The sequence below is a fragment of the Nostoc sp. genome (assembly GCF_036917195.1).
In the GTDB taxonomy this organism is placed as follows: Bacteria; Cyanobacteriota; Cyanobacteriia; order Cyanobacteriales; family Nostocaceae; genus Nostoc.
On the sequence record NZ_JBALDG010000008.1, the window covers coordinates 85,013 to 101,963 of the forward strand.

The following is a 16,951-nucleotide window of genomic DNA, read 5'->3' on the forward strand; positions in this document are numbered from 1 at the left end:
GTTTGTTTAATGCTAGATGACCGAAGTAAGCAGCAATTCCTAGTAAAAGGAAATACAAAATTGTATCGTAATAGGGAAATTGTGATATTTCTGTTGAAATAATGCTCAGGTAGGCTGACATAGAGATGGATATCAAAATTCCGAAGTAAACCTAAAATGCAAAAACCCAATGCTGATGATATTTCATTTTTATAATTTTAAAAGGTATTTATGAGCAATACAAAGATAATAAAGAGCGTTCCCCAATTGGGAACGCTCTATTTTGGTAAATTATGTTAAGATAATATGAATTTAAATTGAAAATTGCTAGTTGCTAAAATCAGACATGAAGATTTGCTTGTTCCTGCAACCAAGGATCTACAGGTTGTCCATCTTTGCGGCGTAATTCAATTTCCACTACCATCACTTCTTTTGAACCAGGAGGCGCAGGTTTTTTATGGAAAATAATGTCATAATCTTCTGGATTGTGTTTGCGTTCTTTCAACCATTCCTGTACCTTGGTTGTGGCAAAAAATGATTGCCCTTGCTCAAACATTCGAGTAATCTGCAATTGCAGTGTGTAAGGATTTATGCGACTCATTTTCTACCGCCTTTGTTAAGTTAATTTTAGGACAAGTAATCTGCTTACCCTAGATAATCTAATGTTAGTGCGAAGTACCCACACCTGACACTTAGCGTATAGGTGGGGCTTCCAACTTAACTCACTCTGCCATCCAATACGCTTGGGTTAGAGGCAGATAAAATATATGCGTAGGTTGGGAAGCCACAGTGCCCAAGCGGGTTTTCTGACTTGTCCCTTGCGCGTCTCTTCTTCTCCCAAAGGGAGAGGCTAACGTCTGCCGTAGAATGCCCAAAGGGCTGTAAAGAGAAACAAGTGGCGTTTGAAGAACGAAACCGAACATTTTGGGGCATTTGTTGGGTTTGACTACCCTGCCTTAAGCCGCCTCCTTTGTCTACATTCAATCTAACCCACAATCTTTCTTAACTGAACTTTATTACTCTGCCATCTGTAGGAACAAAGTCAAACCTAGTTCGGTAAGTGAGTAGGCATTAGACTGCACTCCACCGCTGAAATTTCGCATACAGTGACAGATGAGAGGGCAGATTAGTTAACGATGGTTTAGCATTTCCCACTGCCTCTACAACATTTCACTACTTAATTCTGTTATAGATTGGAGAGAGGCACGCCGCTTCAAAAACTGACCAACAGACTGAGATGGTTGTTATGAAGAGCAAAAATCAAGCTGTTTTCGCTTTAATTGTAAAAAGTACTATTGTCTTTTTACCCTTACTGTTATCCATTGGAATTGTCAGTGGACAATCTGCACCATCACCCTCCCCAGCACTAACTCCTACTCCGGTGTTATCAAATCAGGAACGGGAAGAATTAGTGCGACTACGAGCAGAAAAGCGAATTCAACAGCAAGTGCAATCTGATTTTAAGAGCGCTTTTAGCCGTACAACTATCTTACTCAATATCTGGCTAGTTATATTAAGTCTATTTCCAGTCGCAATCATTGTTTTATTTTGGCTCCTGCGACGGGTGGTAATCCGCGAAATTGTTGATAGAGCAATGCAACAACTACAAGGAATGGAAAAATTACAAAATCAGCTAACCACAGTTAAGCAAGATGCTGAAAATATTATTCAAGAAGCTAAAAAAATAAATTATGAATTAGAACAGGAAACAGCTAATTTACAACAAAAAATTAAAAACGAACAAGAAAATTTATCTACCCTGACATCTGAACTAGATTTAGCTAAAGCCCAGGTATTAAGTAGATTAGAAACGGAACTCAAAAAATCTCAAGAAAATATAGTAAATTTAGAGTCAAATTTTGCTTCTGAGCTATCTAAGTTAGAGTTTGATGCTCAACAAAAAAGAGATATAGCACTGCAAAATATAGGAAAATTAGCATCTGTCATGACAGAGGAACTGTCTAATTTAAAGTTAGGGGTGCAACAACAACAACTAGCCGTTGCTGATTTAGAAATATCAAGGTCTGAGTTCACATCTCAACTTTCGGGATGGCAGTCTGATGCTCAAAAGCAAAAAGATATAGCTTTTGAAAGTTTAACAAAATTGCAGTCAGAATTTACTTCTAAATTATCCGAATTACAAGTAGATGCTCAAACCAAAAAAGAGATTACGTTTGATAATTTAGGAAAATTAGATAATCAATTTAAATCTCAATTATCTGAATTACAGGCGGATGCTCAGGAGCAAAGAAATAAAATTATTGAGAGTTTAGCAATATTACAATCACAGTCTATTGCTCAACTATCCGAATTACAAGTAGATGCTCAAAAGCGGAAAGAGTTAATCATTGAAAATTTAGAAAAATCTGGTTCGGAATTTACTTCGCAATTCTCAGAATTACAATCGAATGCTCAAAAACAAAAGATTCTTATTTTGGAGAAGATAGAAAGATTAGAAACTGAGTTTGTCTCTCAACTTTCTGAGTTACAATTGGATGCCCAACAAAGAAAGGATCTAATTCTTCAAGAACTAGTTGAGATGACATCTGCATCCATTCCAGAGGCAGTGAATTCTGAAGTTGAGATGACATCTGCATCCATTCCAGAGGCAGTGAATTCTGAAGTTGAGGAAGAAATACAGGAACAGCCACAAGAAACAGAATTCACTGCTGATGAGTATGTAAAACAGGGAGATGCGCTGTTTTCTGAAAGGCGTTATAAAGATGCGATCGCAGCTTACAACCAAACGGTTAAAATCCAACCTGATGAACCTGTGGCTTGGTTAAAACGAGGTCTAACTCTCGGAAGATTAAAACGCTACCAAGATGCGATAGCATCTTATGACCAAGCTATTAAACTCCAACCAGATTATCATCAAGCTTGGTGCGATCGCGGCGTTGCTTTTGGTAACTTACAACAGCATCAGCAAGCCTTTGCCTCATTTGACAAAGCTACACAAATCAAGCCTGACGATGCAGTTGCTTGGTTAAATCGCGGTCTTTCACTAGTAGCATTGGAACAATACGAAGAGGCAATGGTATCCTTTAATAAAGCGCTGGAATTCCAACCCAATTCTCCCAATATCTGGGATAAACATGGTTATACTTTGGTGAGATTGGGACGCGATGATGAAGCGATCGCTAGTTTTAACAAAGCTTTAGAAATTAAGTCAGATTATGCTAGTGCCTATTACAACAAAGCAGCCTGTTACGCACTGCAAAGACAAGTTGAACGCTCTCTGCTAACTCTACAACAAGCAATTGAACTTAATCCCAGGTATAAAGAAGACGCAGCAATTGACCTAGATTTTGATGACATTGCTGATGATCAGCGCTTTATGCAGTTGGTTGCAGAGTAAAAACTTAAAAACATTAATTACTCCCCACTCCCCACAATTGGCGGATTTGGTTCGCCAGACATCGCTTTGAGTTTAGATGTGAAAGACTCAGAGCGATCGCTTTTTTCTGGGGTAAATTGCCCGATTGGAGCATGAATAGCAGCAGGTGGTAGCAGTTTTGCCCGTTTATGATGGAATGGTGATGGAGAGGAGGGTGGACTTTCTTGTGAAATTTGCCTTTGGCTAACAGTAGATGATAGCTGAAGCGTTGCCGAAGAGGCAAATTTCCCAGAAAGGGGAGACTTTAGGACGGTTTTATTGTCTCTATCTTCCTGCTTCCCCTCTTCTTCACTCAAAGATGCCTTTTGTTCGTAACTTTTCAGTTGTAGAGTTGCAGTATTGCTGTGTTGATAACCGTTGCCAATCTTAGCAGGTGGTAATTGAGGACTCGTGACTTTCTCTACAGTAGGGTTTTTCTTGGCTGGTGGTAGGGCTGGAGCAGGCGATGAGGTTAACCTTTGGGGAAATTTGCTACAAATCATCCGTTCAAATTCCATGTTGAAATGATATGTAGCCTGATCCCGGCGCTGCCAAAATACTAAAATTTGCTGCACGGAAACCGCTTTATAACGACCTTGATATAGTGCCTCAATCACTGCCAGGTGTAGCCAATTAAGGGGATATTGCGTTTGCCAACGCTCAACTAGCTCACTGGCACTATACCCACTGAGATCGAAACTATAGTTAATTAATAAAGCGATCGCCAAGTTGGCAGAAGTGTCTGGAAGTGTTGTTAACATGGGGCTATTAGCTTTAGGCAATAGGTCTAAAATTTGTCACCCATCGCATATTACCCTAACGTGCTTTTAACTACATGATTTTTTTCACGAGTTACTAAGCCGATAGGCAGTGTTTCCTATTCTACTTGTGAACTTCTGGAATGCAACCCTACATAGACAGATTTAATTGCAGGTGTTTGCCCAATGGCAACTAATGCCTGATAAACCATTGCTGCAACTTCGGCGCGTGTTGCCGAACGTGAAGGTGCAAGTACTTTCGGATCTGGATAGTTGACAACTATTCCCCGTTGTGTCGCAGTGGCAACGGCTGTCCGGGCATAGTCGGGAATGGTATGACGATCACTGTAAACTTCTAAAGCATGGCTATCAGCAGAAGGTAGTCCCAGTCCGTTTACTAGGGAGACAATCACTTGTAGCCGCTGGACATTTTGATCAGGGCGGAAAGTGCGATCGCTAAATCCGCCAACAAAGCCACCGCTAGCCGCGATTTGGATTGCGCTATAAGCCCAAAAATCCTTGGGTACGTCTGTAAAATCAGGTGCTGGGATTTTAGGAAATGGGTTAAAGGCGATCGCCACCAAAGCCGCGTACTGGGCGCGAGTCATGGGTTTATCTGTCTGGTAGCTACCATCAGCGAAACTATGAGTTAAATCCATGCTCACTAATGCCTGGATAAATGGTTCTGCCCAATGTTCATCCAGTTGAACAGGTGCGGGGAGTTTTTCAGATGGGGATTCAGTCGGAGCCTCTGAGGAACTGGTGCTAATTGCTACTCTATCCGCTGGAAGCAATTCGACTAAGCCCTTGACTAGAGGAGGATTCAACTGATTACCTACTGAAACCAGCTTTTGTGTAGTGGCATTGTATAAATCGAATTCACTATGGTCACGAAAAATATTATCAGCAGGATCTTCGGTATTACCTAAGTCAGGAATTGCATTGCCATTGACTAATAGACCACCTTGGGTATTTTTAACAATGAGATTTTGACGCAGCACAGGGCGGGCGTTGCGAGAAAGTGCGATCGCTGTGCGATTTTCTGATAATTTGTTATTTGCGATCGCCGGAGCGGCAAAATCACTAATTACTATGCCTAAAGGGTTTCTTTGAAATACATTCCGCAGTACTTCTCCCTGGCTATGACCTGCCATCACTAACCCACTAGCAGTATTTTGCACAAATATGTTATCTAAAATTGTGGGTTTGGCAGTACCAGTGGTAAACACACCTTCCCGCCCACAGTCGCTCAAAGTATTGTTAGCTAAAGTAGATGCAGCCGATTCAATCCAGATACCAGTACCTTTTGCTGAGGGATTGGTAACAGTTACACCTAAAAGACTGGCATTATCTAGCAAGAGAAACGTGATATTTTGCATACCAAAGCTGGGACTTTGATACTCCCCACTCCCAGAAATTACAATCCCTGCACCTTTGTTCGCTTCGTTACCTACCACTGTCGCCTCTCCAGGGATAACCAGTGGGAACACCTCACCACTAGCAGCACTGTAAGTCCCCGACTCCAGATGAATTATCGTGGAAATTTTGGTTACTTTTAAGGCCCGGGTGAGGCTTTTAAATGGACTCAACCGTGAACCAGTATTGGTATCATTCCCTGTCATAGGGTTGACATAGAGTGTGACAACGAGGGTAAAGTTCTCCATTGATAGTTGAGAGTCGGTTGTTTTAATTATGACAATCGTAAATAACACTACTTGTAGCAAACTTTTTCAAAGTAGTATCCTTGTGTGTAGAAAATATATCCACGTTACTTGTTCTTGCAAGCGGATAATGTGTACACACAAGTTATACACTCTCATGCAACATTCAGAGTTATGATCTGGAGGTTTCGAGTTATGATCTGGGCGTTCCGAGTTATGATCTCGGCGTTCGGTGTTCCAAGCTTGAAGTTCCGAGTTATGATCTCGGCGTTCGGTGTTCCAAGCTTGAAGTTCTGAGTTCTGATCTCGGTGTTCTGAGTTCCAAGCTCAAAGTTCCGAGTTCTGATCTCGGCGTTCCGAGTTCCAAGCTCAAAGTTCCGAGTTCTGATCTCGGCGTTCCGAGTTCCAAGCTCAAAGTTCCGAGTTCTGATCTCGATGTTCGGTGTTCCAAGCTCAAAGTTCCGAGTTCTGAGAGCGATCGCATCCAAATATATTTTTCAGGGTGCTGTCTTAGCTACGCAGCGATTCTCTTGCCAGTGCCAAAAGTAATCACCAAAAACCGGAAACTAGGCTGTCATCAGTAAATGGTATGGTGATATTATCCCGGGCAATTGCTGTTAATGTTGACTGATTTGACTAATTCGCCTGATATCCCACCGCTATAATCGGTACTGCGATTTAGCGGCGGGAGATGTCACACATTTTCATCTAGGATGGTTCCTTCTATATTGGCTCCCTCCAAATTTGCTCCGCTCAAATTTGTCTGGTTCAAATCTGCTTGGGTGAGATTTGCCTGGGACAAGTCGGCTACACCTAAGTCTGCACCACTCAAATCGGCTCCATCTAGATTCGCTGCCATCAAGCTTGCTTCCTGTAAATCCGCGTCACTCAAGTTAGTTTCAATCAGTTTAGCAACTGTCAAATCAGCCTGACTCAAATTAGCTCCTTCCATTGCTGCTCCATCCAAGATAGCTCCATCTAAGATGGCTCCGCTTAAGTTGCTACCAGTGAGGTTAGCATTGCTCAAATCTGCTCCATTTAAGTCTGCCTCAATCAAACTGGCTTGGGCTAAATTAGCGTGACTCAGATTAGCTCCATCTAAAATTGCTTTATCTAAAATTATGTCACTGAGATCGGCTTCCCTTAAGTTTGCCTCGCTCAAGTTGACACCAGTAAAGTCTCTGACACCTGCTTGATAGTTTTTCAGGAGTTGATCTGCTTTCATATCTGTCACTGTGCTAAGGAACTTTTTAATTGAGGCTATCCAGGTTACCCAGACAGGCAGTAAATCCCTAAGTACGCGCCACGAAGGATTGGTATGGTGAATCAAACCAGAGTCAATATCGCAATCACTTTTATCTAAATTAGCTATCCTCAACTACTAGCGCTACTACCTAAAGTTATGAGTTACTCTCATCCTTGGGACGGATGTTGAGGAATTTAAAAATTTAAATTAGTGCAAAGTGATCGCTATACTCAATTGTGGTGTTCATCTGGCAGAGGTTATGGCAAAACCAATTCGTATTCTTTTGCAGACTACGATTCCTACGACTGAAGATGACTGGAGCATTTTTCGTTTCTCGATGTTACAAGATTACTTAGCATCGATTCAAGACGAAGCAGGAAACTCCTTATTTGAAGTTACAGGACGCGATTACGAATCAGATGCAGTAGGTGGTGATCCAGTTTTAAGTAGTCTCGACAAATCAGATTTTGATGAACTTTGGCTATTTGGCTTAGAAGTGGATAAGGGTTTAACCGAAAAAGACATTGCCGGAATTAATGCTTTTCGGCAACGCGGCGGCGGTATTCTAGCAACACGCGATCATCAAGATATGGGCTGTTCGATGTGTGGTTTAGTTGACATTGGTGATGTTCACTATTTCAACACAAAAAATCCCGATCCCGACGAATCTCGCAGGAGCCGAGATGACTCATACACAACTTATATTTCCTGGCCTAACTATCATTCGGGAGCTAACGGCGATTATCAAAAAATTACCATTGTTGAACCCATTCACGAACTTTTAAAAAATCCCAATTCACCTACGGGAAGTATTAATTTTTTCCCAACACATCCCCATGAAGGTGGAATTGGCGTGTCTTTGGGCAATGCAAACGCGCGGGTAATTGCTCTGGGTAAAAGTTTAGTTACAGATCGTAACTTCAATTTGGTTGTAGCGATCGAACATCATCAAGATGAACAGGGAAATAGACTAGGACGAGCAGTAGCTAACTCCAGTTTCCATCATTTAGTAGATTACAACTGGAATATCAACCAAGGCTGTCCCACTTTTGTAGATGAGCCACCAGGAGATGGCATCAAAAAAGAGCCACGTGCCTTAGAAGATATCAAAACCTATGTGCGTAACGTCGCTTTCTGGCTAGCAAATTGATTTGAATTGAGGCATTCCCCCGTGAGACTAGTATAGTACGGCAAAATCCAGCCACCACCTCAATTAACAAGACTTGGGGCAAAATCCCCTTGTTAAAGGTAGGCAAACTGACGCCGCACTGTACTAGTACAGTATGGCAAGAATCCAGCTACCATCTCAATTAACAAGACTTGGGGCAAAATCCCCTTGTTAAAGGTAGGTAAACTGACGCCGCACTGTACTAGAAACCTGAGTTAACCCTGAGTACCGGGTATAGGGCGGGTAGTTCAGGTTTCCCCACCAACCACTACATCTCGAATTCGGAGACTAGGGCCACCACAACCCACTGACAAGCCGTTTTGCCCTCCTTTACCACAACCGCCGGATTCATCCCAGTAAAAATCATCACCAATTGCCTCAATATCCGCTAAAGTTTGGAATACATTTCCCGAAAGCGTTACGTCCCGCACAGGTTCAGCAATTTTACCGTTCCTAATCATCCACGCTTCCCCAGCACTAAAGGTGAACATTTCACCATTCGTCATCCCACCCAACCAATTACGGGCATACACTCCTTCTTTGATATCGGTGAATAAGTCTTTGACTGGTGTTTTACCCCGTTCAATCCAGGTATTTGTCATCCGCACAATGGGCGTAAAGTGATAGTTGAGACAGCGGGCGTTACCCGTAGGCGCTTCCTCCAATTTGCCAGCGGTTTCACGAGAATGTAAACGTCCAACTAAAACTCCATCTTTAATTAGTTGAGTAGTAGTAGCAGGCGTGCCTTCATCGTCGTAAAAATAGCTACCGCGATGTCCCTCTGAAGCAGCACCATCAAAAATTTGGAGTTCTTCTGGCCCAAACCGCCGTCCAATGGTCATGACTTCTAACAAATCAGGGTTTTCGTAAGCCATATCAGCCTCAGAAAGATGTCCGAAGGCTTCGTGGACAAACAAGCCGGTAAGAATTGGGTCAATAACGACGGTGTAGGTATTGCCTTTCGCCGATGGCAGAGATAAAGCTGCGATCGCTCTTTGGGCGGCACTTTTGACCTGTTCATCCAAATCAGTTAAATCTTCGTAAGCTTTGCGAGAACCAGTAGTTTCCCGTCCAGTTTGTACGGTTTCGCCATTTCTGGCGGTGGCAGCAAAGCGCATTTCCATATCCACCCAAGATTGCTCGATTAAAGTGCCTTCCGAAGTAGCAATGATCACTTTTTGGGCACTGTCTCCATAGCGCACCGAGGTAGTGGTAATCCGGTGATCAACGCCTTTGAGCAATTGGGCATAGCGATCACACAATTGTTTTTTCTTAGAGAGTGGGATTTTTCGGGGATCAGTGCCTTTTAGGGGTAGAATGCATACTGCTTGCACCGGGTCAATGGGTGCAAGTAAAGTTTCTTCATCACCAACCATCCGCGCAGCAGCGATCGCTTCTTCTATCCGATCCTGAATTGTTGCCAGCTCGTTAAAGCAGCTCAACCCCCATCCACCTTTATAACAAGCGCGAATATGTCCACCAATTGAAATGCCTTCACTGAGGGTTTCTACCTTGTCGCCACGCAACAAGATATCAGTCCCTTCTGCTTCTTCAAGGCGAATCATCAGATAATCTACACGCTTTGAGTAGCGAGGGATGAGGTCAGAAAGCACATTTCGTGCGTCAGCAAGTGTAGTCGGCATTTCCAGGTAGTAACAATGACGAACTGCATTTATTTTGCAATTATTTGGGGAATTTCTGCTACTCAATGTCGGAGTTGCCCATGAATCCATGACTTAGAAGATGTTTGAGAAGTGTTTGGGTGTGATTTTAGGTACTTATTGATCTTCCCTAACCCATGCCAGTCGCTCCACTTGGGCAGACCCCTCTGAGCGACTGGCTCCCCTTAAAAAGCAGGGCTGTTTCACTTCCTAAAAGGCTCTGATTTACAAGCGTATAAATCAATAAAATCAGGTGATTAAATTTGCTAGTAATTAGAGGACTTTTAAAACATCCTTTGAGAAGGCATCAGGCGATCGCTGACTCTTAATACTTCCTTTTTTACGGTGGGTAAGAACTCAATGATGTGCTAAGGTAATTAGGTGAGAATAAAATTCGGTTACAGTGTTTGTTTTTAGTATTGACAGGCTTTTCCCTTTTGGTCTTAACAAGCTTGTCTCCGAAATCTAAATCTCTACACACCTATGATTTTGGAGATAATGCATGTCAATTTATGTAGGTAATCTATCCTACGAGGTCACACAAGAAGACCTCACTTCTGTTTTTGCCGAACATGGTTCTGTAAAACGGGTTCAGTTACCTACTGACCGTGAAACTGGACGCCCTCGCGGCTTTGCTTTCGTAGAGATGGGTACAGAAGCTGAAGAAACAGCTGCCATTGAAGCTCTTGATGGTGCTGAGTGGATGGGACGCGACCTCAAAGTGAATAAGGCTAAACCCAAGGAAGATAGAGGTGGTTCCTTTGGTGGTGACCGTCGCGGCAGCGGCGGTGGAGGATACTCTCGAGGACGCTACTAAGCTTTAAGATAAAAAATTCAGTTTTAATGTTTTAAGGGCAGAATCATTATCTGCCCTTTTTGCGCTCCGGTCTACTGGATGGCTTAAAATTGCCCAGTACCAATTAAGTAGGAGATGAAAATGACCCAAGTATTTGTGGGCGAAAATGAAGGAATTGAGTCAGCCTTACGTCGATTTAAGAGGGAAGTTTCTAAAGCAGGTATTTTTCCAGACATGAGAAAGCATCGTCACTTTGAAACACCTTTGGAAAAACACAAGCGCAAAGAAGTCGCAAGGCACAAGCAACGTAAGAGGAATTTCCATCGCAATTGAGAACAAGCGATACCTACAGTAAGCTACGCTAACGCACTCTTTGATTAGATTCTTAGCTCTCGAAGAGGCAATCGCTCTACTCCTGTATGTAAATTTAAAGGGTAGGTTTTGGCAAAGCCATTACTATTACTGATTATGGGATGGGCAATGTAAATAACGGTGTGTTCCCCATCTGACAAAAACCTGTTATCGTTACTTCCAGGGTGGCGATCACTACGCTGACTTTACTAGATTTGGCTGAAGAATTTATTTTTGGGATTCCCTTAGTGGTCAACAAGACTTTTGAAGGGTCTGTCTATTCGTGAGAGGTTAAGACAAAATCAATCTTGTCAATAGTAATTAGGCGATAAATTAACTACTTGATGACGGATCAAATTAAGCTTTGTACTGATTTTTTCGGGTAAGGGTAAATGATGCTTTTAAATATGACGCGTAGGCGTAGCCCGTCTTCTCTACGAGACGCTCCGTGAACGGGATAGCCAGCTTTAAAATTGTGTTTTCTACCCGGATTTCAACATAATTTTAAGCACTATTGCTTATTGACAAATTGTTAATGATCTTAACCTATCACTGATGGGGTTTTTGAAACCTTGTTTCAAGTCCTCAGAGAAAATCTCTGCTGCCAGATTAATACCTTAGGTTACCCAAAGGCTGCCTTGTTTACATTCTGTATCGCTTTAGTTGCCTATAACCCACTGTCTGCGGTTAGGGCAGCTTTAAGAAGTGTTTATGCAACCGAGAAGATAGAAGCCGAAATTTTCAGCTATTATTTAGCTGATGAAATCAAGGCTACTTAGAGGTCATTTATAAAGTAAAAATCAAATTACTATAGGGGAGCTAGTGCGTTGGACGGGTTCCCCAGCTTGTACCCATACGGGGAAGCAAGCTACGCGCAGCGTCTCCCTTAGGAGAAGCAACTGGCGTTGTGTTAGGCACATATTTCGATATCCTTTATCACAAAAAATATATCAAAGCCCCTAACGCATTGCTATACAAAATGGTGCATTAGGCTTTAGCCTAACGCACCCTAACTTTTGATTTACTTTATAAATGGTTTCTTACAGGGGGATGATGATTGCGATTCCCCCTGATAGTGGTGTGTTTTTCAGAACATCACCTTCACAAAATTATCGCAAACCCTCAACATCTGGCAGGTCTTATCAAGCTCAGAGCTTTTCCTCGTCATCCGCCAGACCCAAAAAACCTCAGCCAAAGAGGACTTACCCCAAGAATCGACCTCATGTCTAAACTTATAAGATTCTAAACCAGAAAAAACAGGAAAATAACACACCTTGAAAGGGCTAGTCATAAATGAGAACAGAAGGGGTTTGGGGATTTGCTTGTAGGTGAACTATTAGCTCAAAACCATCCATATTGGACATGGCTAAATGAGCAGAATCACATTTGGGTTGTGTTCAGTTGCTACCTATAGCGCGTGTTTGCAAGAAAATAACTGATAACTATGAAACACTATATTTCACTTACAAATTTAGATGTGCTTGTCATGGTTTCATTTTTTGTTTAGTATGATTTCCTAAGTTTGGGGGACTTTTTCCTCTTGAGTAGAAAGAGAACGGATTAACTCCCGAATCACATCGGTTGCTGGTCTGCCCGTCATTGAACAGTATTGTTCAAGCTTCTGTGCCTCGCTTGATGTGAGATTGATTGTAAGTCGTTTAGCAGCCCATTTTTTATTCATAATAGTAGACAGACAAGCTATATTTTTAAACTACTTCTCTAATATCAATCTTTTAAGCTGCTACTACAATGGTATAATTAATGACATTTTATTTAAGTAATTATGAAGCAGGATATTATGTTTTTCTAAGCAATAGTGAAGAGGTAGGGTATATTCTCAAGAATGAAGTTTAGCTACTTTTAAAGCAGTAATTATAAATATAATGTAAAAGTAATATTAAAGTAAGTAAACACAAAATAAGTATTCTCACATACTGTTGTCGAATTTTAAAGAATTAAGATGATTTAGTGAGCCAAGTCACTAATAAGTCATTCGATTGGTCGTGGCAACCAGAATAATGTTAATCAATCTTCTTTTAACAATACTCCGGACAAAATTAGGCGGCAATAACGCCATAAGACCGTAGGTTTTGGTAGTTAGGATGGGATTTATAGCAACCGATAAGGCGGTTAGGACGTAGACTAAAGATGTTATCGTGACCTGCTATCGTCTGATCTACTTATGCCTAAACCATACAGTTACGACTTCCGTCAGAAAGTACTCCAAGCTATCGAGTTAGATGGACTCAAGAAAAGCGAAGCCAGTGAACTGTTCAACATCAGCCGCAACACGATCAACCTATGGTTGCAGCGCAAAGCTGAAACCGGAGATGTTCTGCCGTTCGTTGCCCAACCACCCGCCTGGAAACAACCACAAAATCACAGACTGGGATGAATTTCGGGCTTTTGCTAAATCTCATGGTGATAAAACCCAGGTAGAAAATGGCTCAACTGTGGGAGGGCGACATCAGCGATGCCTACGGCGAGCTACGCTAACGCACAATCTCACGAGGGTTGAAGAAAATTGGGTTCACGCGAAAAAAAAGACCTACGGCTACCAAGAACGAGATGAGGTGAAACGGCAGATATTCCCAGAGCAATTGGCAACCCATGAGGAAGAAGTGATTGTTTATGTGGATGAAGCAGGCATGGACAATCGGGAAGACTACGCTTATGGCTGGAATGAAAGAGGACAAAGGTTTCATGCCTTGAAGTCAGGACGAAAGCAGGGGCGAGTAAATATGATTGCGGCTCAATGTATTGGACAACTGATGGCTCCCTTTACTGTCGTTGGCTCCTGCAATCGGACTGTTTTTGAGATTTGGTTGGAAGGAGAGCTTAATTCCTCTACTGAAACCGGAGCAGGTAGTGGTCATAGATAATGCCACGTTTCATAAAGGGGGTCGCATTGAGCAACTAATTCACGAAGCCGCCTGTGAGTTGTTATACCTACCTGCTTATTCACCGGACTTCAATAAGATTGAGCGATGTTGGTCTTGGCTCAAAAGTCGGATTCGTAAGCAACTTGACCAGTTTGAGTGTCTACGCGATGCGATGGAGTATGTCCTACGTCTAGCGTCCTAACTGCCTTGGCGCCTGCTATAATTACAGTCGGCGAGAGTCCTAACATTGAAATAAAGGTGTCGAGTAAATGGTCATTAAGTGCCCGTCGCTTGACACTTGCCATTGAAAAGACAAAGGGTGTCTGACCCGACTGCTGATACAATTTAACGAAAAGCCTGATACAAATAAAGCATCAAGAATAAAATCCCAACCTGTAATAGAAGCAACTATTGATGTGTTTAATTGTTCCAATCGCTTCCAAATAAATTCTCTTAATTCATCTAAAGTTGAGAAGCTTTCCCAAGTTAAATGCCTTTTAACCTCCTACCACAATCTTTCAATTGGATTAAGTTGAGGTGTATGCGGAGGCTGAAATAACAAAACTATATTTTCTGGTAGTTTGAGATGCTGACTAAAATGAAAAGATCCATTATCTAACTGAAGAACATGTATATCTTGAGAATAAGTCTTTGAGAATTTTTCTTAAAAAATCTTGAAACAATCTGTATTTAAATGAGAGAATTCCCAAATAAAATGCTCTCCAGTTAATGGTTCTACGAATCCATATAAATAAAAATTATCCCGCTTTCATTGGATAATGCCGATGGGCTTGACTCCTTTTCTGGTAATTAATCTCCCAGCTTCAGTCTTCAACCCCACATGGCTTTCGTCTCCACACCAATATCTAATTTTTTTTGTTTATCGACTGGTGCTATGATGTATTTTTTAATTACTTCTAGGTATTGTGGCAGTTTTTTTTAAATTCCAATTCTGCTTCACTATCGTATTTGACACCTACTGCTGGCGGTACTTTTAGCTTCGCTTTCATTTGATAGCGCATGTCGTGTACTACTTTATACGATGCTTCTATCCCTTCCACTGCTTTTAACCAGGTTCGTATTTTTTCATAACTTTTAAATCCTTGTGGCTGTTGAAGTTCTCTCTCTAGCTGCTTTCTTGCTTGTAAGTTAATGATTGGCGGTCTTGCTGGACTCTTTTTCCTTAACAATAAACCTTTTATTCCTGATTCGGTATAGTCCTTCAACCATCTTTGTACCCTTACCCAAGTCTCCCTACCACCACTGCTACATCCTGTATTGTTTTTACCTAACCTATTTTCACTAAATACAACGCTTGAATCCGTTCACGATTTGATACTATTTTTTGTTTTCTCAGCAGCTCCTGTAATTCCTCTGCTGACTCATATATTTCTACTTTAGTGACTCCAGCCATCTTTGCTCGTTGATATTTATTCCTTCTTTATCTGTATCACAGTTTTAGTGAATTGGTATGACCCCTCTTTTGTTACTTTAGGGAAAGAAAAATAGAGAGAAGATTAACTAGCAATGGAGAAAGGAATCGGAGAAGCTCGAAAACCATTCATCAATTCAATTAACTTAAGGAAACAGCGTCTCATCCCAGGAATGTTGAATACATCTAACCAAGGTAACAGCAAATGGTAAAAGATATAAGGCTGAATAATTAGTCTCAAGTTATTCAGGGAACTTTTCACTTTTCCATGTCATACCTACTTCCCACTCCCGATGTTGGCTAAATTGAGTAGTTGATGCATTGATGAATGAAGAGGAATCAGGGCTAGAATTTGGAAGATTTTCAGCTATCACCTTCTCAGCTTCTAATTGGAAATAAGTCGCCTGAATGCTGACTAAAAGATAAGCACTAAAAATTATTTCCCACCAGCGCTCAATACTTTCATAGTCTGTCAGGCGAAAATCAGCCCAGCCGAGTTCATTTTTGACTTGTTTAAAGCCATATTCAATCCAGTTTCTCAAACTATAAAGTTGAGCAACATTGAGTTGAAAGTCAACAGATAAATTAGTCATAACGTACCAGCTTTCGTCTCCTGTAGGGTCAGGAAGATTACTTTTACTGATTTGGTAATATCTCAAGCGACGACGTTGACCAAAGATGATTTCTCTCTTGTAGCGAGTTTCTGTTTGACGATGTGAAAGCTTTTGCTGATATGCTTTCCATCTGTTATAACGCTTCCGGCTTCCGGCTGGCATCAACACACCATGATTGGAACGAATTGCCACGATAAATTCTAGGTTTAATTTTTCTAATACCCTGATGACATCTCCACTCTCTCCATAAAGGCTATCTGCCAATACCAACTTGATTTTAAAACCCATCTCTTGTATCTCTTGAATTATTTCCACCGCTATTTGTGGTTTCGTTTTATATTTATCTCCTGATTGCAGTCGATTTTTCAGTTTAAAAATTTGAAAAATTAATGGATAAGTAATCCCATCTACTACACCATAAGCATTAACTGAGACTATTCCATTCTCGGTTTTGCCTAAATTCCCTATATACTGACGAGTTACATAGTCTGTAGATTTCCCCTTTTTCTTGTCTCCTGTTTCGTCAATACACAAAATTATTTCTCTTTCTCCAATAAACATTTTCGTTAGCCATAACCTCATTTCTTGCACCGCCTTGACATCCCACTGTGCATCTCTCAAAAAATGATGTAGTGACTGACCGTCTTTGAGTCCTGCTGTTTTGGCTATCTCCGGCAGAGATTTCTGTGGGATTTTTGATAGCATTCCCAAGTGTAAAAACTTGAATGCTTCAAAATGTCTCACATCCTCAAATAACGAATAATAGTGTTGACAATAGTTATCTATGAAGGCAACTGTGCTTAGTGCCTGTCTACGCGGCGTAACCATCCCTATTACTTACTGTTTCTGGTTTTCTTCCTGATTATACTTTCCCCGTAGTAACAAAAGAGGGATGACGATGAGCATCGAACTTTTTAACAGTACCTTCCTGCAAAAACAAAAGCCTGCCCGAATGGTCATCGGGAGGCTTTGGTTAGATTATTAAACCTGGCATCGAGCTATTTTTGCGTAGGGCTACCCCTAAACT

Annotated in this window: 13 protein-coding genes and 2 pseudogenes; 6 read left to right on the plus strand and 9 right to left on the minus strand. The window is 41.4% G+C overall.

What is annotated here, in order from left to right; translation table 11 throughout:
• Nucleotides 1-319: 319 nt before the first annotated feature.
• On the minus strand, nt 320-580 hold the full coding sequence (locus V7K40_RS02000; protein ID WP_334956242.1) for a hypothetical protein: 261 nt from the start codon (nt 578-580) through the stop codon (nt 320-322).
• Between the two features lie 645 nt (nt 581-1,225).
• On the opposite strand from V7K40_RS02000, the gene V7K40_RS02005 reads away from it, so the two are divergent.
• The gene (locus V7K40_RS02005; protein WP_334956244.1) at nt 1,226-3,337 is read left to right on the plus strand and encodes a tetratricopeptide repeat protein; all 2,112 of its coding nucleotides are present in this window, start codon (nt 1,226-1,228) and stop codon (nt 3,335-3,337) included.
• A 17-nt stretch (nt 3,338-3,354) separates the two neighbouring features.
• On the opposite strand, the gene V7K40_RS02010 is transcribed toward V7K40_RS02005, so the two are convergent.
• From V7K40_RS02010 to V7K40_RS02020, 3 genes are all read right to left on the minus strand, one after another.
• Entirely contained in the window at nt 3,355-4,116 is a 762-nt protein-coding gene (locus V7K40_RS02010) for a hypothetical protein (RefSeq protein ID WP_334956246.1), read from the minus strand.
• Nucleotides 4,117-4,232: 116 nt separating this feature from the next.
• The gene (locus V7K40_RS02015; protein ID WP_334956248.1) at nt 4,233-5,777 is read right to left on the minus strand and encodes a DUF1565 domain-containing protein; all 1,545 of its coding nucleotides are present in this window, start codon (nt 5,775-5,777) and stop codon (nt 4,233-4,235) included.
• A 691-nt stretch (nt 5,778-6,468) separates the two neighbouring features.
• Complete coding sequence (locus V7K40_RS02020) at nt 6,469-6,999, minus strand: pentapeptide repeat-containing protein (protein ID WP_334956250.1); 531 nt, start codon at nt 6,997-6,999, stop codon at nt 6,469-6,471.
• Nucleotides 7,000-7,279: 280 nt separating this feature from the next.
• On the opposite strand from V7K40_RS02020, the gene V7K40_RS02025 reads away from it, so the two are divergent.
• The gene (locus V7K40_RS02025) at nt 7,280-8,170 is read left to right on the plus strand and encodes a hypothetical protein (protein WP_334956252.1); all 891 of its coding nucleotides are present in this window, start codon (nt 7,280-7,282) and stop codon (nt 8,168-8,170) included.
• Nucleotides 8,171-8,436: 266 nt separating this feature from the next.
• On the opposite strand, the gene V7K40_RS02030 is transcribed toward V7K40_RS02025, so the two are convergent.
• Nucleotides 8,437-9,831, minus strand: a complete 1,395-nt coding sequence (locus V7K40_RS02030) for a TldD/PmbA family protein (protein WP_334956254.1) — start codon at nt 9,829-9,831, stop codon at nt 8,437-8,439.
• 520 nt (nt 9,832-10,351) lie between these two features.
• On the opposite strand from V7K40_RS02030, the gene V7K40_RS02035 reads away from it, so the two are divergent.
• The 3 genes from V7K40_RS02035 to V7K40_RS02045 all read left to right on the plus strand — a co-directional run bounded on the left by V7K40_RS02035 (nt 10,352) and on the right by V7K40_RS02045 (nt 11,775).
• Nucleotides 10,352-10,666, plus strand: coding sequence for an RNA-binding protein (locus V7K40_RS02035; protein ID WP_334956256.1), 315 nt, complete (start codon nt 10,352-10,354; stop codon nt 10,664-10,666).
• A gap of 120 nt (nt 10,667-10,786) precedes the next feature.
• The gene (rpsU, locus tag V7K40_RS02040) at nt 10,787-10,978 is read left to right on the plus strand and encodes a 30S ribosomal protein S21 (RefSeq protein ID WP_323199850.1); all 192 of its coding nucleotides are present in this window, start codon (nt 10,787-10,789) and stop codon (nt 10,976-10,978) included.
• A 590-nt stretch (nt 10,979-11,568) separates the two neighbouring features.
• Complete coding sequence (locus V7K40_RS02045) at nt 11,569-11,775, plus strand: hypothetical protein (protein WP_334956260.1); 207 nt, start codon at nt 11,569-11,571, stop codon at nt 11,773-11,775.
• Nucleotides 11,776-12,512: 737 nt separating this feature from the next.
• On the opposite strand, the gene V7K40_RS02050 is transcribed toward V7K40_RS02045, so the two are convergent.
• Nucleotides 12,513-12,680, minus strand: a complete 168-nt coding sequence (locus tag V7K40_RS02050) for a CopG family transcriptional regulator (RefSeq protein WP_334797488.1) — start codon at nt 12,678-12,680, stop codon at nt 12,513-12,515.
• Nucleotides 12,681-13,178: 498 nt separating this feature from the next.
• On the opposite strand from V7K40_RS02050, the pseudogene V7K40_RS02055 reads away from it, so the two are divergent.
• Nucleotides 13,179-14,080 (plus strand): annotated as a pseudogene (locus V7K40_RS02055) (IS630 family transposase).
• A 303-nt stretch (nt 14,081-14,383) separates the two neighbouring features.
• Here V7K40_RS02055 and V7K40_RS02060 read toward each other — a convergent pair.
• From V7K40_RS02060 to V7K40_RS02070, 3 genes and pseudogenes are all read right to left on the minus strand, one after another.
• Nucleotides 14,384-14,527, minus strand: a pseudogene (locus V7K40_RS02060) (transposase); the annotation flags it as partial.
• Nucleotides 14,528-14,795: 268 nt separating this feature from the next.
• Nucleotides 14,796-15,104 (minus strand): hypothetical protein, encoded by a 309-nt coding sequence (locus tag V7K40_RS02065; RefSeq protein ID WP_334956262.1) that lies wholly within the window; start codon nt 15,102-15,104, stop codon nt 14,796-14,798.
• A 448-nt stretch (nt 15,105-15,552) separates the two neighbouring features.
• Nucleotides 15,553-16,629, minus strand: coding sequence for an IS701 family transposase (locus V7K40_RS02070; protein WP_334956264.1), 1,077 nt, complete (start codon nt 16,627-16,629; stop codon nt 15,553-15,555).
• Nucleotides 16,630-16,951: the final 322 nt, after the last annotated feature.

What these genes read in the sequence shown, in the direction of transcription:
- V7K40_RS02000 (WP_334956242.1), bottom strand. Translation starts at nt 580, where the DNA reads ATGAGTCGCATAAATCCTTACACACTGCAATTGCAGATTACTCGAATG.
- V7K40_RS02005 (WP_334956244.1), top strand. Translation starts at nt 1,226, where the DNA reads ATGAAGAGCAAAAATCAAGCTGTTTTCGCTTTAATTGTAAAAAGTACT.
- V7K40_RS02010 (WP_334956246.1), bottom strand. Translation starts at nt 4,116, where the DNA reads ATGTTAACAACACTTCCAGACACTTCTGCCAACTTGGCGATCGCTTTA.
- V7K40_RS02015 (WP_334956248.1), bottom strand. Translation starts at nt 5,777, where the DNA reads ATGGAGAACTTTACCCTCGTTGTCACACTCTATGTCAACCCTATGACA.
- V7K40_RS02020 (WP_334956250.1), bottom strand. Translation starts at nt 6,999, where the DNA reads ATGAAAGCAGATCAACTCCTGAAAAACTATCAAGCAGGTGTCAGAGAC.
- V7K40_RS02025 (WP_334956252.1), top strand. Translation starts at nt 7,280, where the DNA reads ATGGCAAAACCAATTCGTATTCTTTTGCAGACTACGATTCCTACGACT.
- V7K40_RS02030 (WP_334956254.1), bottom strand. Translation starts at nt 9,831, where the DNA reads ATGCCGACTACACTTGCTGACGCACGAAATGTGCTTTCTGACCTCATC.
- V7K40_RS02035 (WP_334956256.1), top strand. Translation starts at nt 10,352, where the DNA reads ATGTCAATTTATGTAGGTAATCTATCCTACGAGGTCACACAAGAAGAC.
- rpsU (WP_323199850.1), top strand. Translation starts at nt 10,787, where the DNA reads ATGACCCAAGTATTTGTGGGCGAAAATGAAGGAATTGAGTCAGCCTTA.
- V7K40_RS02070 (WP_334956264.1), bottom strand. Translation starts at nt 16,629, where the DNA reads ATGCTATCAAAAATCCCACAGAAATCTCTGCCGGAGATAGCCAAAACA.